Source organism: Pseudomonas sp. RIT411 (genome assembly GCF_003057735.2).
GTDB classification, from domain to species: domain Bacteria; phylum Pseudomonadota; class Gammaproteobacteria; order Pseudomonadales; family Pseudomonadaceae; genus Chryseomonas; species Chryseomonas oryzihabitans.
On sequence record NZ_QBIZ02000006.1, the window covers coordinates 154,481 to 177,234 of the forward strand.

Below are 22,754 nucleotides of genomic sequence, written 5' to 3' on the forward strand. Positions count from 1 at the left end.
GGCTTGTATAGCTGGACATGCTTGGAGGCAACGTCGCGCTTGGCAACATGGCGCGACTCTTCTCTCACTTCATATCGGCCAGTGTTCAGGGAGCGGGCTGTCGATTTAGCGCAGTTGGTGATGATGAATCCATCCTTCCTGAAGTTTTCCCGCAGAGCAGCCCAGGTGCTGCCCTTCGTTGCCGCCCTGACCCTGGCTGCCGGTGCCAAGGCCGAGCAGGTCAATCTGGTCGGCCTGAACCTGTCCGGCGCCGGTTTCGCTGGCCAGGTACTGCCGGGCGTCAACGGCACCCACTACATCTTTCCTGTCGAGGCCTACTTCAAGCAGTGGAGCGGCAAGGGCATCAAGCTGATCCGCTTCCCGATCATCTGGGAGCGCCTGCAACCGGTGCTGGGCGGTCCGCTGGACCCGACCTATGCGGCGCTGGTGGACCAGACCTTCGCCAATGCGCAGAAATACGGCATGCGCATCATCCTCGACCTGCACAACTACACCTTCTATCGCGGATCGGTGATCGGCAGCGCGGCGGTTCCCTATGACCGCTACCAGGAGATCATGACCCGGATCGCCCAGCGCTGGAGCAGTCAGCCGTCGCTGTACGCCTACGACATCATGAACGAGCCCCACGATTCCATGGCCCAGTGGCCGATCGCCGCCCAGTACGGCATCAACGGGGTCCGCGCGGTCGACAAGACCAAGCCGATCATGATCGAAGGCAACGGCTGGTCGGAAGCGACCCGCTGGCCGCTGTGGAACGACTCCCTGCTGGCGCTCAAGGATCCGTCCGACAACCTGATCTTCCAGGCGCATTCCTATTTCGATGAAAGCGCCGGCGGCAACTACACCGGCATCGATGTCGGCAAGCTGAGCCAGGACTATGGCGTGGAGCGGGTGCGGCCCTTCGTCGAGTGGCTGAAGAAGAACAAGAAGAAGGGCATGATCGGCGAATTCGGCGTGCCGGATAACGATCCCCGCTGGCTGCCGCTGATGGACCGGATGCTGGCCTATCTCAAGCAGAACTGCATTCCCGCCACCTACTGGGCCGCCGGCCCGGGTTGGGGCAACTATTTCCTGTCGGTAGAGCCGATCAATGGCGTCGACCGGCCGCAATGGCCGACCCTGAAGAAGTACATCGATGACAGCAGCTGCACCGCCATCGGCCCGCTGGCCAGTGGGACCGGCAGCACGCCAGCCAGCGGTACCGGTGCCACGGGCGGCTCCAGCGGCTCCACCGGCAGCAGCGGTGGCTCCACCAGCGGCAATACCGGCTCGAACAGCGGTGGCAGCTCGGGCACCGGCGCCTCCGCGGGCACCGGCAACACCGGCGGCTCGACCACGACCGGGGTGACCACCTCGATCAACGATTTCACCAACGAGGACTGGCTGCACGGCGTCTATCGCAAGGCGGCCGGCTTCTCCATTCCGGCGTCGGCGGCCAACGTGGGCGCCTTCAAGGTGGGCGCGCAGATCACGCCGGCCGATGGCAAGAGCTACAAGGTGACCTATGCCCAGGTCGTCGGCAGCAACATGAGTGTCTTCATCGAGAGCCCGCAGCTCGATGGCAATGCCTACGGCTATCCCAAGACCCTGAAGACCGGGACCACCACCTCCGGCACGCCGACGACGGTGCCGGGGACCACGACGGGCTCTACGGGCAGTACCGGCAGTACCGGCAGTACCGGCAGTACCGGCAGCGCCAGTTCGGGCAGCAACTCGGGCAGTGCGACGCCGGCCGTGACGACGCCAGTGGCCGAGGTGAAGCCTGCGATCGGCACCGGCAGCACGGGCTCCTCGGGTGCCACCACGCCCGCCACCGGTTCGACGACCACACCCACGGGATCGACCGGCACGCCCGCCAACAGCGCCAAGCTCAACCTGGTGGGGCTGAATTTCTCGGGTGCCGCCTTTGCACCCCAGACGCTGCCCGGGGTTCTCAACGTCAACTACATCATGCCGGGCGAGGCGAATTTCCAGCAGTGGAGCGCCAAGGGCGTGCGGCTGATCCGCTTCCCGGTGATCTGGGAGCGCCTGCAGACCCGCTTCTTCGGTAGCCTGGAAGGAGCCTACACCCAGCAGGTCACCCAGGTGCTGGAGCTGGCCAAGAAGTACAACATGAAGGTGATCCTGGCGCTGGACAACGGCGGCCGCTACAAGGGCACCCTGATCGGCACCGGTACCGTCACCAACTTCAACTACTGGGATCTGATGTACCGCCTGGCCTACCAGTGGGGCAACCATGCCGCGCTCTATGGCTATGACATCATGGGCAAGCCCAATGGCGCCGACAGCAGCTGGCCGGTGACGGCCCAGTCCGGCATCGACGGCGTCCGCACCATGGACCGCACCCACCCGGTGATCGTCCAGGGCAATGCCTGGGGTAGCGCGGCCAACTGGCCCGGGGTGAGCAATGCCTTGCTCAATCTGAAGGATCCGGCCAACAACATCGTCTACGCGGCCAACGTCTACCTCGACGAGGACGGCAGTGGCACCTATGCCACCCAGAATCCGAGCACCATCGATCCGCAGGTCGGGGTCAATCGGGTCAAGCCCTTCGTCGAATGGCTCAAGCGCAATGGCAAGCGGGGCATGATCGCCGAGTTCGGCGTACCCGCAGGTGACAGCCGCTGGCTGACCGCCACCGACAATATGCTGGCCTATCTGCAGCAGAACTGCATGCCGCTGACCTACTGGGCGGCCGGTCCCGGCTGGGGTGCTTCCGCGCTGGCGGTGGAGCCGGTCAATGGCGTGGAGCGTCCGCAGTGGCCGACGCTGAAGAAATACGTCGATGCCAGCAACAGCTGCACGGCGGTAGGCCCGCGTTAGCTTTTACCGCGTGTGTCCTGAAGGCGACGAACCTCCTCGGGTTCGTCGCCTTTTTTCTTGATCGTTCGGTGAGGAAAGATGCGCTTTTCACGCCTTGCACTGATGCATTCGCGAGACGAAACGGCTCTGCAGCGGTGGTCTAAGGGACGACGAACGGCTATAGCTCGACTTGTCGGGGCACGGTTAGAGTCCATTTGACACCCCAAGCACAAGGAGTAGGTGCCATGACGCAAACCACCCAGCAGCGGCTGCAGACGCTTGAAGAGCAGATCCGCAGTCATCGACAGGACCTTGCCCGGAGCCGTCAGAGCTTTCAGGAGCAATTCGTCATCTACACCCGCCAGTTCGCCCGGCTGAGCGTGCTCGAAGCCCAGCTTGAGTTGGTGCGCCGCAATACCAAGACGCCGAGCTGAAGTCGGCCAGACCTCAATCGTCGCGTGTCAGGACTTCCAGCAATTCGATTTCGAACCTCAGGTTGGCATGTGGCTTGATCAGCGCTCCGACCTGGCGTTCGCCATAGGCGAGGGCCGCCGGTACCTCCAGGCGCCGCTTGCCGCCGACCCGCATGCCCATCAGGCCCTGATCCCAGCCCTTGATCACCCGGCCAGTACCGATGACGCACTGGAAGGGCCGTCCCTTGGCGCGGGAGGAATCGAACAGGGTGCCGTCGTCCAGCCAGCCCTCATAGTGGGTGGTGATCAGGGCGCCCTTGACCACCGCCTTGCCGTCGCCCACCACCAGATCCTCTATCCGCAATTCGTCACTCATCGCCATGCTCCAGGCAAAAGCCGGATTCTAGCCTGGGCGCGGCGTCCTGGCGGGGCGACTTACTCCGGTACGTCACCGAACAGGCCGGCCTGGTAGTCGCGGATCGCCTGACGGATCTCCTCGGCGCTGTTCATCACGAAAGGGCCGTGGGCGACGATGGGCTCGGCGAAGGGCGCCGCATGGCCATAGAGCAGCACGGCGCCGTCGCGGCTGGAGACGTCGATGTGGTCGCCGTCATCGGCGAATTCGAACAGCTGCCATGGCGCTTCGTCCTGGCCGGCGATCTGCACGGTGCCGCGCACGCCATAGCAGAACACCGAGTTGCCGGCCGGGGCGGGCAGGGTAACGCGGCCACCCGGGGCGATCTCGACGGTCATCAGGGTGATGGGTGTCGGGGTGGCCACGGCGCCTTGGATACCCTCATGGCTGCCCGATGCCAGGTGCAGGCGTACCCGGCCGCTATCGGCCTCGATCAGGGGCAGGTCCGCGGCGGAAACGCCGTGGTAGGCCGGCGGCGTGAACTTGAGGCGGGCGGGAAGATTGACCCACAGCTGCAGGATCTCCAGGTCACCACCATCGCGCTTGAAGGCGGCGGGCGACAGCTCGGCATGCACCAGACCGCTGCCCGCGGTCATCCACTGGATGCCCCCGGCTTCGATGACGCTCTCATGGCCGCCGCTGTCGCGGTGGGCGAGCGAACCGGAGAGGATGAAGGTCACCGTCTCGAAGCCGCGATGGGGATGAGGACCAAAGGGCAGACCGGCATTGTGCGGCGGATAGACCTGGGGACCGTGATGATTGAGGAACAGGAAGGGGTCCAGATGGGGCAGGCCGGGGCCGGGTAGCGGCCGGCGTGTCTGGAGGTCGCCGATGTCGTCACGCCGGGCGGGATGGCGGTGCAGCAAGGTACGGGCGGTCATGCGGAGGCCTCGCGGAGCAAAACTCCAGTGTAAGGCGCTCCATGGTCTGTCGGTACCCCGTCGGGTAGGACACCCTTCAGATGGAGAAGCGGACCTCGCGTTCCGGCCGGGGCGCGAGCGGCCGACGGTGATTGACCACCAGCTCGCCGATACGGATCAGGTGGGCACGGGTGACGTTGCGGCTCAGCCCCAACAGGCGGGCGGTGTGGACCTGGTTGCGATGGCAGAAGCGGTAGGCGGCGCGGACCAGGGCATCTTCGACGCGCTCGTGCAGGGCCTCCGGTTGCTCTTCGAACAACTGGGCGAAGGCGTCGGTCAGCAGGCTGTCCACCGGCGCCGCCTCGGTCGGGCGCGGCGCCGCCGGGACCAGGCTGGGACGCTGGACGAACGACAGGTCACCGGCATCCAGCAGGCCCTGGGGCTTGAGCAGCAGGGCGTGCTGCAGGGTGTTTTCCAGTTCGCGGATATTGCCCGGCCAGGGGTGATCCAGCAGGCGTCGCTCCGCCGCCGGGGTCAGGGCGATCGGCGCCTGGGCATAGGCGTGGAGGAAGTGCCGGGCCAGCGGCAGGATATCGCCCTGGCGCTGGCGCAGCGGCAACAGCGGCAGGCTGACCACATTGAGTCGGTACCAGAGGTCTTCGCGAAAGGTGCCTTCGGCCACCGCCCGCTCCAGCGGGACATTGGTGGCGGCGATGATCCGCACGTTCAGCGGCACGCTGCGGCGAGAGCCGAGTCGCACCACCTCGCGCTCCTGCAGGACGCGCAGCAGCTTCACCTGCACCGACAGCGGCAGGTCGCCGATCTCATCGAGAAACAGGGTGCCGCCGTTGGCCTCCTCGAACCAGCCGGCGCGCGCGGCCAGGGCGCCGGTGAAGGCGCCCTTTTCGTGACCGAACAACTCCGCCTCGACCAGGCTCTCGGCGAAGGCGCCGCAATTGACGGCGACGAAGGGGCCGGCATGGCGGTGACTCAGCGCATGGATATGCCGGGCGATCAGTTCCTTGCCGGTACCGGTTTCGCCGATCACCAGCACGCTGGCGTCGCTCGGGGCGATCTTTTCCAGGTGGGCGAGCAGGTCGCGCGACTTGGGATCGGCGAACACCTGGGCCGTTGCCCGGTAGCGGGGCACCTCGGGTGTGCGCGTCAGGGTCAGCAGGGTCATCGCGGGCTCCTCAGGAGTAGAAACTGGGGGTGGGCAGGGTGTCGTTGAGGGCCCAGTCGCCCAGCTCGTACAGCTTGTAATCGACCGGATCGTGCAGGGTCTGGGTGCGCAGGTTGCGCCAGTAGCGATCCAGGCGCAGGGCACCGGCGGTGGCGCGGGCCCCGCCGACCTCGAACAGGCGGCTGGCGAGATCGAGGCCGTGACGACTGGCGGCGACCTTGGCCGTGGCGATGGCGATGGCCAGTTCACCCCGTGCCGCGGCGGTCAGCGCCGTGCCCTGCTGCCAGGCCTGGGCGAAGGCGCCGTTGGCGCGCTCCACCAGCAGCCGACTGCTCTCCAGGGCCACCCAGAATTCTCCGTAGTGGCGCAGGATGTAGGGGTCTTCGCTGGCGCTGGCCGCTGTGGACTTGAACCAGGGACGTGCCTGGGTGGTGGTGTAGCGGCGCGCCTCGGCAAAGGCGCCTTCGGCCAGGCCGAGAAAGATATTGGCGAAGATCAGCTGGGCCAGCAGCGGCCGCAGGCAGGCGAAGGGGGTGCTCAGCGGGCCGGGATCGAGCAGCCATTCCTGGTGTTCGACCCGTACGCCGTCGAAGCGCGCGCTGCCGCTGTCGGTCTGGCGCTGGCCGTTGTTGTCCCAGTCGTCGAACAGCTGGATGCCGGCACGGCCGGTGGGTACCACGGCGATCAACAGGCGTCCGCTGTCATCGTTTTCCAGCGCGGAAAGCAGCAACAGATCCGAATCCAGGGCGCCACTGCAAAAGCTCTTCTGGCCATCCACCTGCCAGGCATCGCCGCTGCGGCGGGCGAGGGTACGGCGATCCAGGGGATTGAGGGCATTGCCCCAGAACAGGCCATCGTGCGCGGTGCCCTCAAGCCAGGGTCGCCACTGCGCGGGCTGGCCGAACAGCTGGGCGGTGGCCAGCAGCAGGTGATGGAAGCCGAAGACGTGGGCCAGGGAGCTGTCGACCCGGGCCAGTCGCCGCACCGCCTCCAGCGTTTGATCCCAGGAGGCGCCGAGGCCGCCCAGTTCCGTAGGAATGCTCAGGGCCAGGAGACCGCTCTGGCGCAGAGCGTCACGCTCGGCCTTGGGCGTGCCGCCCTGACGATCACGTTCCGCCGCGGTGGCAGCGAAGCGCTCCAGCAGGGGAAGGAGGGGGGCCAGCAGGGAATCGGACATGGGGGACTCTTGCAATGGAGAGAGCAGACAGGCGTTAGAACGTAATGCCGGCCAAACCCTGAGTTGAAATATTTTTTTGTTATTAGTTAATGGCCCGCCGCCATCCATCTTGCATTCCGGACATCTGGTCATTGTCCTGCTGACGGCATTAAAGGCCTGACTAATCCCGGTCGATACAGCGGTAACCTAATCTCCCAACCAGGGGCGTGTCATGTTCAACAAAGGCCTAAAACAAGAACTGCAGCGCCTCCGCGAGCAGGTGGACTCCTTCAAGCGGCTGAAGGCCGAGCTCGACGTGGAAATGCTGGGCCTGGAACTGGATGGCCGCGGGTGCATCTCCGCGGTGAACGCCAACTTCGAAAAGGAGATGGGCGTGCGCGCCGCGGATCTGCTGGGACGCCCCCTGGCGGACCTCATTCCGGCGCACGTCCGCAACCAGGAATACAGCCGCCGACTGCAGCAGGCGCTGAGCCGCGGCGAGCCCTACAGCGGTGCCCTGCATCTCTTGCGTGGCGACGGTCAGGAAGCCTGGTTGCGCGGCATCCTGCACCCCTTCCATGACAGCCAGGGCCAGGTGACGCGCTTCCGACTGTTCTGCAACAACCTGACGCGAACCATCGAGACCTCGCGCGAGCACGAAAGCCTGCTCAAGGCGCTGCGCCGTTCCACGGCCGTCATCGAGTTCAACCTCCAGGGCGAGGTGCTCGATGCCAACGACAGATTCCTGCAGGCCATGGGTTATTCCCTGGCGCAGATCAAGGGCAAGCACCACCGGCTGTTCTGCGAGCCGGCCGAAGCCAATTCCGAGGCCTACGAGCAATTCTGGGCGCGCCTGCGTCGCGGCGAATTCGTCGTGGATCGCTTCAAGCGCCTGGATGCCCATGGCCGCGATGTCTGGCTGGAAGCCTCCTACAACCCGGTGATCGATGCCCATGACCGGCTGTACAAGGTGGTCAAGTTCGCCACCGTGATCACCGACCAGGTCCAGCAGGAGCAGGCAGTGTCCGAAGCCGCCAGCGTGGCCTTCGAGACCTCCCAGCATACCGACGACACGGCCCGCAAAGGCGCGGCGGTGGCGCAGCAGACGGTGGAAGTGATGCGCGCCCTGGCCACCCAGATGCAGGAAGCGGTGAAGGGCATCGAGGCGCTGGACAACCAGTCCCAGGTGATCGGGACCATCATCAAGACCATCAGCGGCATCGCCGAACAGACCAACCTGCTGGCGCTCAACGCGGCCATCGAGGCGGCCCGGGCCGGTGAGCAGGGTCGTGGTTTCGCCGTGGTGGCCGATGAGGTCAGGCAATTGGCCTCGCGCACCAGCAAGGCGACCGAGGAGATCGTCGGAGTGGTGCAGCAAAACCAGCAACTGGCCGGCGAGGCGGTGACGGTGATCGAGAACGGTCGGCGCCAGGCCGAGCAGGGCCTAGAACTGGCGGGGCAGGCCGGCCAGGTGATCGTGGAGATCCAGGATGGTGCCCAGCGAGTGGTCGGCGCCGTGGGGCGTTTCGCCCGCCAGCTGTCGAACTGATCCGGCGCGCTGAATGCACAACGGCAACCCCAGGGTTGCCGTTGTGCATTCTGGTGGTCAGCCCTGCTTGCTGCCGCCGCCGATCTGCCAGACAAAGGGCGGTTCGCTGCCGTCGATCGCCCAGGCGCCGACGATGCGCTCCTTGTAGATCAGCGGATTGTGCGAGGCGGCGGTACGGGCGTTGCGCCAGTGTCGATCGAGCCCCTTGCGGGTGCTGGTGGCCGACGCGCCCAAGGCATTGAACAGGTCACTGGTGGCCCGCAGCACCAGCTCGGCGACCGCCGACTGCGCCTGGGCCGATTCCAGCTCCGCCGCCACGTTGGCTTCATGCTCGGCGGCGGCATCCCCGGCATAGCGGGCCTCGAAGGCGGCCTGGGCCGCCGCGGCGGCGGCCAGGGTCGCGGCTTCGGCGGCATAGACGAAGGCCGAGGCCTTGCCCACCACCTGCTGTACCTGGGGATCGGCACTGGCCGCGCTGGCATTGCCATGGCTGTAGACCCGCGTGCGCCCGCGCACTTCGCCAGCGAATTCGCGCACGGCGGCCTGGCCGCTGCCGGTGATCACGGCCAGCAGCACCAGCTGGTAGAAGGCGGTCTGGTACTTGAAGCGGGTGGCGAAGTCGATGAGATTCTCGGGCGCCACCCGTACGTTTTCGAACACCGAGGTGCCGCTGGCGGTGGTGCGCTGGCCGAAGCCGTCCCAGTCGTCGGACTGGCGCACGCCCGGCTGGTCGGTGCGGATGGCGGCGATGACGTCGCCGCCGGTGTCGTCGCGCTGGGCATAGACGTCGATCCAGTCGGCGAACAAGCTGCCGGTGCTGTAGTACTTGGTGCCGTTGAGGCGCCATTCGCCGTCCCGCTGGCTGACCCGGGTGATGACCTCGCCGAGCTTGACCGTGCCGATCTCGGTCCAGGCGTTGCCCACCAGGTCGCCGGCGACGAAGCGCTCGAACCAGACCCGCTGGGAGGTGCTGGCATGGGCGTTGAGGCGGTCCTCGACAAAGGCGAAGTGGCCGCGCAGGGCCTGGGGCAGATTGCTGTCGGCGGCCGCCAGCTCGATCAGCAGCCGAACCAGTTGCGGCAGGCTGGCACCGCTGCCGCCGAATTCCACCGGCACCCGCACAGCGCCGAAGCCGGCGTCCTTGAGCCAGGCGACGGGCGCATAGGGCAGGGTGCGGTTGCGTTCGCGTTCCAGGGCGCCTTCGGCGATGCGCGCAAAGAGCGGACGGAAGCGGGCGGCCAGTTGTTCGTAGTCGGGGCTGGGCGCAGGGCTGGGCGGCAGATGGCGAGCGGGCAGATTCATGGTGATCCTCGGCGATTGAAAGGTCGACGCCAGAGGCTTTGCAAGAGCGCTGCCAGGGCCTGAAAGGCCGTTTTCTCGGGGTTTGCGGGGCCCGGGGTGCCTCGCCAGCAGCAGGAGTGCCTGGCCACTGTTGCCCGGGCGACAGTGGGGTGGCCGCGCTAGACTGAGCTTTTGCCCGGAGCCCCCATGGACCTCCTGTTTCTCGGCACCTCGGCCGGGGTGCCCACTCGGCGGCGCAATGTCTCAGCCCTGGCCCTGATCGAGGACCAGGGCAAAGACTGGTTTCTCGTCGATTGCGGCGAGGCGACCCAGCACCAGCTGCTGCGTACCCCCTTGTCGGCCGCGGATCTGCGCGCCATCTGCATCACCCATGTCCATGGCGACCACTGCTATGGCCTGCCGGGGCTGTTGGCCAGCGCCGCCATGACCGGACGCAGCCAGCCGCTGGTGCTGATCGCGCCCCAGGCGGTGGCGGACTGGCTCGCCGCCACCCAGGCGCTGACCGCACTGCACCTGCCCTTCGAACTGCGCTTCCACGCCCTGGAAGACTTCGCGGGCGTCTCCGTCGGGGTCTGGGATATCGACGCCTTCGCGCTTTCCCACCGGGTGCCCAGTCACGCCTTTCGCTTCCGCGAGACCCGCCGGCCGCAGCGCCTCGATCCCGCGGCCCTGGCGGCGGCCGGGGTGCCGCGTGGCCCGCTGTGGGGCCGGCTGCATGGCGGCGAGGATGTGCTGCACGAAGGCCGCCTGCTGCGCAGCGCCGACTTCCTGCAGGCGGCCCATGGCGAACGACGGCTGGTGGTGGCGGGGGACAACGACGCGCCCGCCTTGCTGACGGAGGCCTGCCGGGGCGCTCAGCTGCTGGTCCATGAAGCCACCTATGCCCAGGCGCAGATCGACAAGACCGGGCAGAGCTGGGACCACAGCAGCGCGGCGGGCGTCGCCCGTTTCGCCGAGGCGCAGGCGCTGCCGGCCCTGCTGCTCACCCATTTCAGTCCGCGCTACCAGGCCGAGGCGGGGCGTTCGCCGTCCATCGACGACCTGCGCCAGGAGGCCGCGGCCTGTTACCGCGGCAACCTGCAGCTGGCCGAGGATTTCGCGCGCTTTCGCCTGGATCGCCAGGGCCGGCTGAAAGCCCTGGAACAGAGCGGCCGGGCAGGGGCTGGCGACCGGCACCCGATAGGAGTTTGAACTCTTTCGGTCTTGTCTGACCTTTGCGCCTTGGGCATAGTGCGAACGTTTATCATTTCAGGATCGATTCGATCCCTCGCACCTCGTCCCTAGGAGAAGCAAATGGCGGTGTCTTTCAACAAGGTCTCGACGCTGGGCGCCATGGCGCTGCTGTCCCTGGCAGTGGCAGCCTGTTCCAATCGCCCGGAGGCACCGACGCCACCGCGACCCGCGCCGGCGCCCGTCGCTGCGCAACCGGCCGCGCCCCAGGCACCGGCCGAACTCAAGCGCATCGAACTGGGCTACGGCGTCTACGAGCTGGCCTACAGCCCGGCCAAGCAGTCGGTCTATGCGGCGACCGCCCAGTTGACCAAGGGCGTCACCGGTGGGGTGATCTATCAGCTGGATCCGGCCACCCTGGCCATCACCGGCCAGATCCACACCGATCTGAAGAACTTCGCCCTGACCACCGATGCCAGTGGCGAGACGCTGTTCGTCACCAACTCCCTGGACGGCGGCCTCAGCCGTATCGACCTGCGCACCGGCAAGGTGGAGAAGCGGCTGAAATTCAACGAGATGGGGCGTGACGGCCATCCGGTCAATCCGCGCCAGGTCATTCTCCACGACGGCTTGCTGTACGTCGGCGGGGTCGGCGATCCGGGCGTGATCTGGGTGGTGGACGCCAAGACCCTGACCCTCAAGGCGCGCATTCCCAATGCCGGCAAGTGGGTGACCGGCCTGCTGTACTCCGAGGACACCGGGCGCCTCTATGCGGCCAACGGCAGCGGCGAAGTGCTGGTGATCAATCCGCGCACCCGCAAGATCGAGCACCGCTGGACGCCGGGCGATGGCGGCAAGTACCTCTTGCTGAACCTGGCCGAGGATCGCGCGAACCACCAGCTGTTCGTGACCGACAACTCCGAAGCCAAGACCGTGCTGGTCTTCGATATCCGCAGCGGCAAGGTGATCAAGCGCCTGCCGGTGGGCGACGCCCTGGCCATCAAGCTCAACACCACCCGCAACGAGCTGTACATCACCCAGCGCGAGACTGGTCGGCTGCTGATTCTCGACGCCACCACCTACGCCGAGAAGAAGGCCTACGACCTCAAGCCCAACCCCAACAGCCTGCTGGTCAGCCCGGATGGCCAGACGCTGTATGCGACGGTGAAGACGCCCTTCGACAAGGAATACATGAACACCGCGCCGGAAAGCGTGGTGCGCATCGACCTCTCCGCGGTGAAGTAAACCGCGCCGCCTGGGCTGCCGCAGCGTCCTGCTGCGGTGGCCCCGCGCTTCCCAATTCCGCTGGCTTGCTCTTGAATGCGGGGGTCCCCCCACCCAGGAGCCGCCGCCTTGTCCGCCACCGATCTCAGCCTGCTGCCGCTGCTGGACGCCTCCTACCGCCACTGGCTCGGTCAGCCGCTGCCGCGTCCTGTCGGCTTGCCTGAGGCCGACGTCCCTGCCTGGTTGCACGAGCAGGCACCCTATGCCCTGCTGGCCCACCGTACCGAGAGCGATCCGCTGTTCTGCTACGCCAACCGGCAGGCGCTGAGCTGCTTCGGCTATCCCCACGCCCAATTCATCGGCATGCCTTCGCGTTACAGCGCCTCGCCCAGGGACCGCGGCGAGCGACAGCGCTTGATGGAGGCGGTGGGGCGCCAGGGCTAAGCCTCAGGCTACGAAGGCTGGCGCGTCGACAAGGCGGGAGAGGCCTTCCAGATCCATGCGGGGGTGGTGTGGAATCTGATCGATGCCGAAGGTACGCGGCGGGGGCAGGCGGCGCTGTTCTGGCCGGATCCGCAGCGGATCGGGCAGGTGGAGTGAGGCCGGATTGTTGGGCTCGGCTGCGCGCGGAAGATCGAATTCGTGGACAAGGCTGCGCCGTTGTCACCCTACGCATGCCCCCGCCGTAGGGTGGAAAACCGCGTAGCGTTTTCCACGCGGGTTAACTGCCCCCTCTCCCTGAGGGAGAGGGTTGGGGTGAAGGGGACCACAACCCTCACTCATCCTCGACGATCAGCACCACCAGATCCTTGGGCCCGTGGGCGCCATAGGCCAGCACCTGTTCGATGTCGGCGGTCTTGGATGGCCCGGAGATCAGCAAGGCGTTTGTCGGCATGCCGTCCTGCCAGCGGTGTTGTTGCTGCAACTCGTAGAAGTTGTCCACCACGGTGCTGGCCCTGAGCAGGGCGATATGCAGCGGGGGCACCAGGCTCATCAGGCGCGGCTCCTGGCGATCCGGCCAGAGCACCAGGCTGCCGGTGGCGGCCAGGGCGCCCAGGGTGCCGGTGAGGCTGGCCGGGGTGTCGTTGAACAGCTCGGCCTTCCATTCTTCCACGGGGCGATCATAGGCCTTCCAGCGCGGTGAGCCGTCGCGCTGCCAGCGCTCCACCAGGCGCGCGCCGTGGGGCGTGCCGGGGGCAATCAGCAGTTGGTCCAGCCCCCGTTCGGCGAGGATGCGCTCGACCAGCGTCGGCCAGTCCGCCGCGGTGGTCAAATGGGTTTCGGTATGCACCGTTTCCATCAGGGTACGCAGGCGGGCGACGCGCTCTTCAGGCGGATAGCGCCAGGGTTCGGTCACCAGGGCTTCGTCGAAGGTGTCCGCCAGCGGCTGGGTGCCCTGCAGACTGCCGCGCAGCTTGGCGAGGATGTTGTCGCGGGCGCTCATGGGCGTTTCTCCAGGTGTTCGCGGGCCAATTCGTGCAGCGAGCGGGATGCCGGCCTGGGCGCGCTGTGGTGCTCAGTCCAGGGGCCGAGCTGGCCCGGGGTGAAGCGGCCGAAGCGGGTGGCCAGGTAGCTGAAGCCGCGATAGAGCAGCGGCGAGGTGTAGAGATTCTGCCAGGCATGCCAGGTCCAGCGCTCCCGGGCGGAGAACTTGCTGCCCTGGCCGCGCAGCAGGTGCGGCTCGGCTTCGGGGGCCTTGACGTTCTCTTCGCGCAATCGCCGCAACAGCGCCGGAATCGGGATCTTGACCGGGCAGACCTCGCCGCAGGCGCCGCACAGCGAGGAGGCGCTGGGATGATCCGGTGCGCGCTCTAGGCCGACCAGGTGCGGGGTGATGATGGCGCCGATGGGGCCGGGGTAGACCTCGCCATAGGCGTGGCCACCGATGCGGGTATAGACCGGGCAGTGGTTCATGCAGGCGCCGCAGCGGATGCAGTTGAGGGTCTGGCGCAATTCGCTGTCGGCGAAGGCCTGGCTGCGACCATTGTCCAGCAGCACCAGGTGCACCTCGCGCGGGCCGTCCAGTTCCTCGGCCTTGCGCGGACCGGAGATCATGTTGACGTAGGTGGTGATCGGCTGGCCCAGGGCGGAGCGGGTCAGCAGCGACAGCAGCGGCACCACGTCGCGCAGATTCTCCACCACCTTCTCGATGCCGGTCACGGCGATGTGCACCGGCGGCACCGTGGTGGACATCCGCCCGTTGCCCTCGTTTTCCACCAGCAGCAGGGTGCCGGTCTCGGCGACGGCGAAATTGACCCCGGAGATGCCGATGTCGGCCTCGAAGAATTTCTGCCGCAGCACCCGCCGACCGGTCTGGATGAGTTCGTCGACGTCGGTGGTGTAGGGCTCGTCCAGATGCTCGTGGAAGAGGGTGCCGACCTGCTGCCGGTTGAGGTGGATGGCCGGCATGATGATGTGCGACGGCTTCTCGCCGGCGAGCTGGATGATGTACTCGCCCATGTCCGACTCCAGGCAGTCGATGCCCTGGGCGCCGAGGACGTGGTTCATGTCCATCTCTTCGCTGACCATGGACTTGCCCTTGATCAGCAGTTTGGCCGCATGGCGCTCGGCGATCTGCTGGACGATGGCGTTGGCCTCGGCCGTGGTCTCGGCCCAGTGCACCTGGACGCCATTGCGCGTGAGGTTGGCCTCCAGGCGTTCCAGCAGCTCCGGCAGCTTGGACAGCGCCCGGGCACGGGTGCGATTGCCCAGTTCGCGCAGGCGCTCGCGCTCGTCGGCATCGCTCATGCTGGCCAGGCGCTTGGTCATCAGCGAATCCATGGCCGTGCGGAAGTTGCGCCTGAGCTGGTCGTCGCCCAGGGCCTGCCGCGCACGGGTCCTGAAGGGAGGCGCTTCGCTGACGTCGGTGAGGGGGATCTTCAGCATCTCGTTCATGCGGCACCTCCGATACGGCGCCAGAGAAAGCTCGCCAGGTGTTCGCCACGCAGGGCGGCGCGCTGCTTTTCCAGGGCGCCGTTGATGTTCATCAGGCACCCGCAGTCGGCGGTGAGCACCTGGGCCGCGCCGCTGTCCTGCAGGGCACGGGTCTTGTCCGCCACCATGGCACCGGAGATGTCCGGCATCCGCACCGAGAAGGTGCCGCCAAAGCCGCAGCATTCGCTTTCGTGGTCATGGTCGACACGCTCCACGGCCTCTAGCTGGCCGAGCAGGGCGCGGCCGTGCAGGTGGGTCTGCATCTCGCGGCGGGCGCTGCAGGAGGTGTGCAGCGCCACCTTGGTCGGGGCGCCGCGATCCTGGTAGTCGACCTGGCAGATGTGCAGCAGGAATTCCGCCAGCTCGTAGGTGCGCTCGGCCAGATCCTGCACCTGACGCAGGGTCTCGGGTTCGTCGGCGAACAGCTCGGCATAGTGATGGCGCAGCATGCCGGCGCAGGAGCCGGAAGGCACCACCACCGGCCAGGGCTCGGCGAACAGCGCCAGCTGGGTGCGCGCCACGGCGCGGGCCTCCTCGGTGTAGCCCGAGGTGTAGGCCGGCTGGCCGCAGCAACTCTGCGCCTGGGGGAAATGCACGCGCAGGCCTTCGCGCTCCAGCAGGCGGATGCTGTCCATGCCGGCTTCGGGATAGAAGAGGTCCACCACGCAGGTGCCGAACAGATACACCTGGGTCGGCTTCTGCTGCGGATAGGTCCGCGGCGGCGCCAGCGGTGGCGCGGTGCGGGTGACGTTGGGGGCGGCGTTGTAGAAAAGATCGTTCATCAGGCGTCACTCCGGGTTGGCCCGGTAATAAGAGGACCGGCGACGGCCTGAACCGCCGCCGGGAACCGCGTGATCAGTGCACCAGCATGCCGGTGAACACATAGGCCTGCGCCAGGGTGATCAACCCGACCAGCACGGCGAAGCCGATGCTGTGGCGCACGGTGAAGCGGAACAGGTCGGACTCCTTGCCCACCATGCCGGTGGCGGCGCAGGCCACGGCGATGGATTGCGGCGAGATCATCTTGCCAGTCACGCCGCCGGAGCTGTTGGCCGCCACCAGCAGGGTGTCGGAAACACCGATCTGGTGCGCGGTGGTGGCCTGCAGCGAGCCGAACAGGGCGTTGGACGAGGTATCCGAACCGGTCAGGAACACCCCCAGCCAGCCCAGTAGCGGCGAGAAGAAGGGGAACAGCGCGCCGGTACCGGCCAGCAGCAGGGCCAGGGTGGTGGACATGCCCGAGTAGTTGACGACGAAGGCGAAGGCCAGCACCAGTCCGATGGACAGGATCGGCTTGCGCAACTCCACCAGGGTTTCCTTGAACACGCCCAGGGCGGTCGAGGGCTTGATGCGGAAGATGGCCATGGAGATCAGCGCCGAGATCAGGATCGCCGTGCCCGAAGCGGACAGCAGATCGAGCTTGTAGACCGCCGGCATCGGCGTCGGCGTGGCCACGATCGGCAGCGTCTTGAGCACCAGCTTGTCCAGGTAGGGCACCGGCACGTTGATCACCAGGACATAGAGGGCACCGCCGCTGGCGAACAGCGCCTTGAAGGCCTTGGTGGTCCAGATCGTCACCACCACGGTGAGGATCAGGAACGGCGACCAGGCCTTGATCACGGTGCCCAGGGAATGTTCCGGCGGCAGCCGACCGCCGCTGCCGAAGCCGGCCCCACCGCCCAGCATGGCGGCGCCGCCACCGCCACCGACCACTGCAGTCGCACCCGCGGTGGCGTGCTGCGGCTGGCGCAGCTTCAGATAGCCGGTGAGGGCGATCATGGCGGCCAGCGACGAGGTGATGTCGGGCAGTTCCGGACCGATGAAGTTGGAGGTCAGGTACTGGAACACGGCAAAGGTGCCGCCGCAGATCAGCGCCGGCTTCCAGGTTTCCCGCAGGCCGCGCATGCCGTCCATCATGAACATCAGCCACAGCGGCACCAGCAGCGACAGCAGCGGCAGCTGGCGGCCGGTCATGGCGCCGATCTTGAAGGCGTCGATGCCGGTCACCTGGCCAGCGACGATGGTCGGGATGCCCAGGGCGCCGAAGGCCACCGGCGCGGTGTTGGCGATCAGGCAGAGCCCGGCCGCCTTCAGCGGATTGTGGCCCAGGCCCACCAGCAGCGCGGCGGTGATGGCCACCGGCGCGCCGAAACCGGCCGCACCTTCCAGGAAGGCGCCGAAGCAGAAGCCGATCAGCAGCACCTGCAGGCGTTGATCGTCGGTGATCGACAGCACCGAGCTGCGGATGATGTCGAACTGGCCGCACTTGACCGTCAGCTTGTAGAGGAACACCGCCGTGACGATGATCCAGGCGATGGGCCAGAGGCCGTAGAGGAAACCGTAGCCGGCCGAGGCCAGCGCCTTGTCCACCGGCATGCGATAGACGAACAGGGCGATAAGCAGGGCGATCGCCAGGGTGATGGCGCCCGCCACATGGCCCTTGAGTCTCAGACCGGCGAGGGCGACGAAAAAGAACAGAATGGGCAAGGCGGCGACGAAGGCCGAAAGGCCAAGGCTGCCAAGGGGGAGATAGATCTGTTGCCAGGTTTCCATCGGGTGCTCCTTGATTGTTTTTGTAGGGAGGCGGCAGGACGGGGTTGCACAAGATCGCGACCTGTGGCAAAAATTGGTAAGACCAATTTACAAGGGCGACTTCACGCACGTTAAGCGGGGTCTTTGTGCCTGTCAAACCCCTTGATGTGCGACTTTCGTCGGCCCAGCTCTTCCGCCTGGCGGACGGCCGCTGCTGTCCGCAGCATTTTTCGAGGTTTTTCATGGGGTTCGAACCGGTCAAGCAACGTCGTCTGTCCGACGACATCGTCAAGCACCTGGAAGCGCTGATCGCCGAAGGCTCGCTGCGCCCAGGCGAGCGCCTGCCGGCCGAGCGGGTGCTGGCCGAGCGCTTCGGGGTGTCGCGACCCTCGCTGCGCGAAGCCATCCAGAAGCTGATCGCGCGCGGTTTGTTGCTCAGCCGGCAGGGCGGCGGTACCTACGTCACCGAGGCGCTCAACAGCGCCTTCACCGATCCCCTGCTGCCGCTGCTGGAAAGCCGCGAGGAAACCCGCCGCGATCTGCTGGAATTTCGCCACACCCTGGAAAGCGCCTGCGCCTACTACGCCGCCCAGCGCGCCACCGAGCCGGACCTGGCGCGGCTGACCCTGGCCTGGGAGCGCCTGGAGGACTGCTACCGCCGGCGCGAGACCCTGACTCGGGAAGAGGAGGGCGAGGCCGATGCCGCCTTTCACCTGGCCATCGCCGAGGCCAGCCACAACGCCGTTTACCTGCACAGCATCCGCAGCCTGTTCGAATTGCTGCGCCATCACATGGTGACCAACATCGGCGGGATGCACGCCCAACGGGGTGAGACCCGCGAGCGGCTGCTGGAGCAACACCGGGCGCTCTACCAGGCGATTGTTGCGGGGGAAGCGGAGAATGCACGCGAGGCGGCGAGCCGCCATCTGGGCTATGTGAGAGAGGTTCTGGAGGAGGCTGGCGCCATGGCAGGCCGTCTAGCACGGGCCAGACGGCGCGATGAGCTCTAAAAAAAATCTGGCGTAAAATATTGTGATGTCATTATGCTAGTAGCATAAATTGAGCGTCCGCGGCTAAAGTTTAGCGTTCCAGAGCTGATAACCCGGTCACACCTTCCCGCCTTCGCTGGCGTCTAGACCGGTACCCTCCTGTGGAACACGCCTCTTCTTCGCCCTCGCTCGTCGACCTTACCTTCACTCCTGCATTGCTCGGTGCATGCGGCACCGGGGCGATCCTGTTCGTGGGCGGCGTGACGCCGACCACCCTGGCCCTGAGTGCCACCCAGGTGGTCCTGGCCGCCGGGCTGGGCTTCTGGCAACTTCGTCGCGCCCAGGCGCGCCAGGCAGAGCGCGTCGCCGCCCAGGCCGTGAGCCAGAGCCCCGCCAGCGGTCGGGACGAAGCCCTCGAAGCGCTTTGCGTGGCTGTACTGCCGGTCTGGTCCGAGCAAATCGAAGCCGCGCGGGCCCACACCGAACAGGAAATCGTCAGCCTGACCAGTCGCTTCGCCGAACTGGCCGACCGCATCCACAGCGTGGCCGGCGCCGATCACGGCAGCGGCGACCGCCTGGTCAACCTCATGGCCAGCAGCCAGAACCAGCTGGACGGCATCCTCCAGGCCTTGCGCGAGGCGCTGTCCAGCAAGGGCGCGCTGCTCAACGAAATCAACGGCCTGGCCGGCCTGACCGAACAGCTCAAGAGCATGGCCAAGGACGTCGGCGACGTGGCGCGCCAGACCAACCTGCTGGCCCTCAACGCCGCCATCGAAGCCGCCCGTGCCGGTGAAGCCGGGCGCGGTTTCGCGGTGGTCGCCGACGAGGTGCGCAAGCTCTCCACCCTGTCCGGCGATACCGGGCAGAAGATCGGCGAAACCGTGGAAACGGTGAACGGCGCCATCGCCCGCACCCTGGAGCTTTCGCAGCTCCACGCCGAGCGCGACACCGGCACCCTGAACCAGTCCGGCGAGACCATCGAACAGGTCATCGGCACCTTTGGCGGCACCACCCGTGACGTGGTCGAGCGCAGCGATGCCCTGGCCGACAACGCCGCAGCCGTGGGCGGCGCCATCGCCGAGGTGCTGGTCGCCCTGCAATTCCAGGATCGCGTCAGCCAGATGCTCGGCCACATCCGTGACGACCAGGCCCGCCTCGAGCGCCTGGTGATCGACCGTCGCGCCCTGGCCGCCAGCGGTCAGCCGCTGCCGACCCTCGACACCCGCGGCTGGCTCGCCGACCTGGCCCGCACCTACACCATGGCCGAGCAGGTCGCCGTGCACCACGGCAAGCGACCGGCCGCCGCCCCCGCCGAATCCGATATCACGTTCTTTTAAGGAAAGCTGTCATGAGCAACAAGACCATTCTGATCGTCGACGACTCCATCTCCATCCGCCAGGTGGTGTCCATGACCCTGAAAAGCGCGGGCTACGACGTCATCGAAGGCTGCGACGGCCGCGATGCCCTGACCAAGCTGGACGGGCGCAAGGTGCACCTGATCATCAGCGACGTGAACATGCCCAACATGGACGGCATCACCTTCGTCACCGCGGCCAAGAAGCTGCCGGCCTACAAGTTCACCCCGGTGATCATGCTCACCACCGAATCCGATGCCGCCAAGAAGGCCGCCGGCCAGGCCGCCGGTGCCAAGGCCTGGATGGTCAAGCCGTTCCAGCCGGCGCAGATGCTGGCGGCGGTTTCCAAGCTGATCATGCCCTGATGGCCCCGGAGGCTGCCCCCATGAACGACATCGTTCGTACCCGCTTGCCCCTTACCGGGCCGCTGACCATCTACACCGCGGCCGACAGCAAGCCGCTGCTGATGGAGCCCCTGACCGCCGGGGTCACCGTGGCGCTGGAACTGGCCGAGGTCGATGAATTCGACTCCGCGGGTCTGCAGTTGCTGCTGCTGGCCCACCGCGAGGCGCAGCGTCTGGGCGGCAGCCTCGAACTGGTCGACCCCAGCCCCGCCGTCACCGAACTGCTGGAGCTGGCAGGTCTTGCCGACTTCTTTACCGCGGCCGCCGCGGAAGGTGTTGCCGCATGAACATGGACGAGATCCTCAAGACATTCATCGCCGAGAGCGAGGAATTGCTGCAGCAGATGGAAGCCGCGCTGCTGCAGATCGAGCAGGCGCCGGATGACGTCGAGCTGATCAATGCCATCTTTCGCGCCGCCCACACCATCAAGGGTTCGGCCGGGCTGTTCGGCCTGGACCATGTGGTGGCCTTCACCCATGTCGCCGAAAGCGTGCTCGACCGCATCCGCAGCAACGAGCTGGCCTTCGACGAGACCCTGTCGGCGCTGTTCCTGGAGGTCTGCGACCACCTCAACGGCCTGATCGCCCGGGTATCGTCCGGCAGCGAGCCGGAGCCCGACTTCCAGGCCGCCGGCGCCGTGCTGGTGCAGCGCCTGGAGCACTATCTGCAGCCGAGCGCCAAGGCCACCCAGCCGGCCGCCACCGCCCGTAGCCTGGCGGCACCGGTCGATGGCGTCGCCGCCGGCCACTGGCACCTGTCGCTGCGCTTCGGTCCGGACATGCTGCGCAATGGCATGGATCCGTTGGCCTTCGTGCGCTACCTCAACAGCTTTGGCCGCATCGTCAACATCGTCACCCTGACCGACGCCATCCCGGCCGCGGCGGAGATGGACCCGGAGACCTGCTACCTGGGCTTCGAGGTCGCCTTCGACAGCGACGCCGACAAGGCGACCATCGAGGCGGCCTTCGAATTCGTCCGCGAGGACAGCCAGATCCGCATCCTGCCGCCGCACAGCCGCAGCAGCGACTACTGCCAGCTGATCGACGACCTGGCCGAGGAAGACCTGCGCCTGGGCGAGATCCTGGTGCGCTGCGGCACCCTGACCGCCACCGAGCTGGACGAGGTGCTGCGTCGCCAGGCCGATCCGGCGACGCCGCGCCAGCCCATCGGCGAAGCCCTGGTGGAGGCCCAGCTGGTCAATCCGCCGGTGGTGGATGCGGCCCTGAACAAGCAGCGCAAGATCAAGGAGCAGCGCGCGCCGGCCGGCGAAGGCCAGCTGATCCGTATCGACGCGACCAAGCTCGATCAGCTGATCGACCTCATCGGCGAGCTGATCATCGCCGGTGCCGGGACCCAGCTGATCGCCCAGCAGAGCGGTCTGGCGGCTCTGGTGGAATCCACCGGGGTGCTGTCGCGCCTGGTGGAAGAGGTCCGCGACACCGCCCTGACCCTGCGCATGGTGCAGATCGGCACCACCTTCAATCGTTTCCAGCGCGTGGTCCGCGACGTCTCCAAGGAAATTGGCAAGGACATCGCCCTGCGCATCAGCGGCGGCGAGACCGAGCTGGACAAGACCGTGGTGGAAAAGATCGGCGATCCGCTGACCCACCTGATCCGCAACGCCATGGACCATGGCATCGAATCCGCCGAGCTGCGCCTGGCGCGAGGCAAGCCGGCCCAGGGCACCGTGGGGCTCAATGCCTACCACGAGTCGAGCAGCATCGTCATCGAGGTCACCGACGACGGCGGCGGTCTGTCGCGCGAGCGCATCCTGCGCAAGGCGACCGAGCGCGGCCTGATCGCCGAGGGCCAGGTGCTGGCCGACAAGGATGTGTTCAACCTGATCTTCGAACCGGGCTTCTCCACCGCCGAGCAGATCAGCAACCTGTCCGGTCGCGGCGTCGGCATGGACGTGGTGAAAAAGAACATCACCGCCCTGCGCGGCAGCGTCGATCTCACCAGCGAGGAAGGCCGCGGCACCACGGTGACCATTCGCCTGCCCCTGACCCTGGCGATCATCGACGGCTTCCTCATCGGCGTCGGCAAGGCTACCTACGTGGTGCCCCTGGAGGCGGTGGAGGAGTGCATCGAGCTGACCGAGGCGGCCAGTGTCCAGGCCAACGGCAACGATTACCTCGACCTGCGCGGCGAGGTGCTGCCGGTGCTGCGCCTGCGCCAGCTGTTCGCCATCGAGGAGGCGCCGCCGCGGCGGCAGAACGTGGTGGTGGTGCGCTACGCCGGCCAGCGCGCCGGTCTGGTGGTCGATCAGCTGCTCGGCGAATTCCAGACGGTGATCAAGCCGCTCGGTCCGCTGTTCGGCCACAACCGCAGCCTGGGCGGTTTCACCATCCTGGGTACCGGCGCCGTGGCGCTGATCCTCAACGTGCCCGGCCTAATAGGAGAGGCCGCGTCTACCAGCGTTACTGCTCCAGTCCACGCTCCCGTGCTGACCTGACCGACAAGGAA

General features: G+C 66.8%; 19 protein-coding genes and 1 pseudogene. 11 read left to right on the forward strand and 9 right to left on the reverse strand.

Features of this window, described 5'->3' with window-relative positions; genetic code table 11:
- Positions 1-120: 120 nt before the first annotated feature.
- Both DBY63_RS11180 and DBY63_RS11185 read left to right on the forward strand, forming a co-directional pair.
- The gene (locus tag DBY63_RS11180; protein ID WP_108581948.1) at positions 121-2,823 is read left to right on the forward strand and encodes a cellulase family glycosylhydrolase; all 2,703 of its coding nucleotides are present in this window, start codon (positions 121-123) and stop codon (positions 2,821-2,823) included.
- A 224-nt stretch (positions 2,824-3,047) separates the two neighbouring features.
- Complete coding sequence (locus DBY63_RS11185; RefSeq protein WP_027597626.1) at positions 3,048-3,236, forward strand: hypothetical protein; 189 nt, start codon at positions 3,048-3,050, stop codon at positions 3,234-3,236.
- 13 nt (positions 3,237-3,249) lie between these two features.
- On the opposite strand, the gene DBY63_RS11190 is transcribed toward DBY63_RS11185, so the two are convergent.
- From DBY63_RS11190 to DBY63_RS11205, 4 genes are all read right to left on the reverse strand, one after another.
- Entirely contained in the window at positions 3,250-3,591 is a 342-nt protein-coding gene (locus tag DBY63_RS11190) for an FKBP-type peptidyl-prolyl cis-trans isomerase (protein WP_027597627.1), read from the reverse strand.
- A 59-nt stretch (positions 3,592-3,650) separates the two neighbouring features.
- Positions 3,651-4,511, reverse strand: coding sequence for a pirin family protein (locus tag DBY63_RS11195; protein ID WP_108581949.1), 861 nt, complete (start codon positions 4,509-4,511; stop codon positions 3,651-3,653).
- A gap of 76 nt (positions 4,512-4,587) precedes the next feature.
- Positions 4,588-5,673: a sigma-54 dependent transcriptional regulator gene (locus tag DBY63_RS11200; protein ID WP_108581950.1), complete on the reverse strand. Its 1,086-nt coding sequence runs from the start codon at positions 5,671-5,673 to the stop codon at positions 4,588-4,590.
- Positions 5,674-5,683: 10 nt separating this feature from the next.
- A complete protein-coding gene (locus tag DBY63_RS11205) occupies positions 5,684-6,850 on the reverse strand; it encodes an acyl-CoA dehydrogenase family protein (RefSeq protein WP_108581951.1) in 1,167 nt (388 codons plus the stop codon).
- A gap of 211 nt (positions 6,851-7,061) precedes the next feature.
- Between DBY63_RS11205 and DBY63_RS11210 the strand changes: the two genes are divergently transcribed.
- On the forward strand, positions 7,062-8,378 hold the full coding sequence (locus DBY63_RS11210; protein ID WP_108581952.1) for a PAS domain-containing methyl-accepting chemotaxis protein: 1,317 nt from the start codon (positions 7,062-7,064) through the stop codon (positions 8,376-8,378).
- 57 nt (positions 8,379-8,435) lie between these two features.
- On the opposite strand, the gene DBY63_RS11215 is transcribed toward DBY63_RS11210, so the two are convergent.
- Positions 8,436-9,680, reverse strand: a complete 1,245-nt coding sequence (locus DBY63_RS11215) for an acyl-CoA dehydrogenase family protein (protein WP_027597632.1) — start codon at positions 9,678-9,680, stop codon at positions 8,436-8,438.
- A gap of 186 nt (positions 9,681-9,866) precedes the next feature.
- On the opposite strand from DBY63_RS11215, the gene DBY63_RS11220 reads away from it, so the two are divergent.
- The 3 genes and pseudogenes from DBY63_RS11220 (at position 9,867) to DBY63_RS11230 (ending at position 12,674) form a co-directional block, all read left to right on the forward strand.
- Complete coding sequence (locus tag DBY63_RS11220) at positions 9,867-10,871, forward strand: ribonuclease Z (RefSeq protein ID WP_108581953.1); 1,005 nt, start codon at positions 9,867-9,869, stop codon at positions 10,869-10,871.
- 102 nt (positions 10,872-10,973) lie between these two features.
- Positions 10,974-12,095, forward strand: a complete 1,122-nt coding sequence (locus DBY63_RS25350; RefSeq protein WP_108581954.1) for a YncE family protein — start codon at positions 10,974-10,976, stop codon at positions 12,093-12,095.
- Positions 12,096-12,203: 108 nt separating this feature from the next.
- Positions 12,204-12,674: pseudogene (locus DBY63_RS11230) on the forward strand (MEKHLA domain-containing protein).
- A 175-nt stretch (positions 12,675-12,849) separates the two neighbouring features.
- Here DBY63_RS11230 and DBY63_RS11235 read toward each other — a convergent pair.
- The 4 genes from DBY63_RS11235 to DBY63_RS11250 form a co-directional block, all read right to left on the reverse strand.
- Complete coding sequence (locus DBY63_RS11235) at positions 12,850-13,518, reverse strand: lactate utilization protein C (protein WP_108581955.1); 669 nt, start codon at positions 13,516-13,518, stop codon at positions 12,850-12,852.
- On the reverse strand, positions 13,515-14,969 hold the full coding sequence (locus DBY63_RS11240; protein WP_077173250.1) for a LutB/LldF family L-lactate oxidation iron-sulfur protein: 1,455 nt from the start codon (positions 14,967-14,969) through the stop codon (positions 13,515-13,517). The genes DBY63_RS11235 and DBY63_RS11240 overlap by 4 nt, the downstream gene beginning before the upstream one ends.
- Positions 14,966-15,790: a (Fe-S)-binding protein gene (locus DBY63_RS11245; RefSeq protein ID WP_108581956.1), complete on the reverse strand. Its 825-nt coding sequence runs from the start codon at positions 15,788-15,790 to the stop codon at positions 14,966-14,968. Before DBY63_RS11245 ends, DBY63_RS11240 begins: the two co-directional genes overlap by 4 nt.
- A gap of 73 nt (positions 15,791-15,863) precedes the next feature.
- A complete protein-coding gene (locus tag DBY63_RS11250; protein ID WP_108581957.1) occupies positions 15,864-17,561 on the reverse strand; it encodes a lactate permease LctP family transporter in 1,698 nt (565 codons plus the stop codon).
- Between the two features lie 221 nt (positions 17,562-17,782).
- Between DBY63_RS11250 and DBY63_RS11255 the strand changes: the two genes are divergently transcribed.
- The 5 genes from DBY63_RS11255 to DBY63_RS11275 all read left to right on the forward strand — a co-directional run bounded on the left by DBY63_RS11255 (position 17,783) and on the right by DBY63_RS11275 (position 22,743).
- Positions 17,783-18,550 (forward strand): FCD domain-containing protein, encoded by a 768-nt coding sequence (locus tag DBY63_RS11255; protein WP_077173252.1) that lies wholly within the window; start codon positions 17,783-17,785, stop codon positions 18,548-18,550.
- A 140-nt stretch (positions 18,551-18,690) separates the two neighbouring features.
- On the forward strand, positions 18,691-19,866 hold the full coding sequence (locus DBY63_RS11260; protein WP_256594384.1) for a methyl-accepting chemotaxis protein: 1,176 nt from the start codon (positions 18,691-18,693) through the stop codon (positions 19,864-19,866).
- Between the two features lie 11 nt (positions 19,867-19,877).
- A complete protein-coding gene (locus DBY63_RS11265; RefSeq protein WP_007162125.1) occupies positions 19,878-20,249 on the forward strand; it encodes a response regulator in 372 nt (123 codons plus the stop codon).
- Between the two features lie 20 nt (positions 20,250-20,269).
- On the forward strand, positions 20,270-20,575 hold the full coding sequence (locus DBY63_RS11270; protein WP_027601278.1) for an STAS domain-containing protein: 306 nt from the start codon (positions 20,270-20,272) through the stop codon (positions 20,573-20,575).
- A complete protein-coding gene (locus tag DBY63_RS11275) occupies positions 20,572-22,743 on the forward strand; it encodes a chemotaxis protein CheA (protein WP_108581958.1) in 2,172 nt (723 codons plus the stop codon). Before DBY63_RS11270 ends, DBY63_RS11275 begins: the two co-directional genes overlap by 4 nt.
- Positions 22,744-22,754 lie beyond the last annotated feature (11 nt).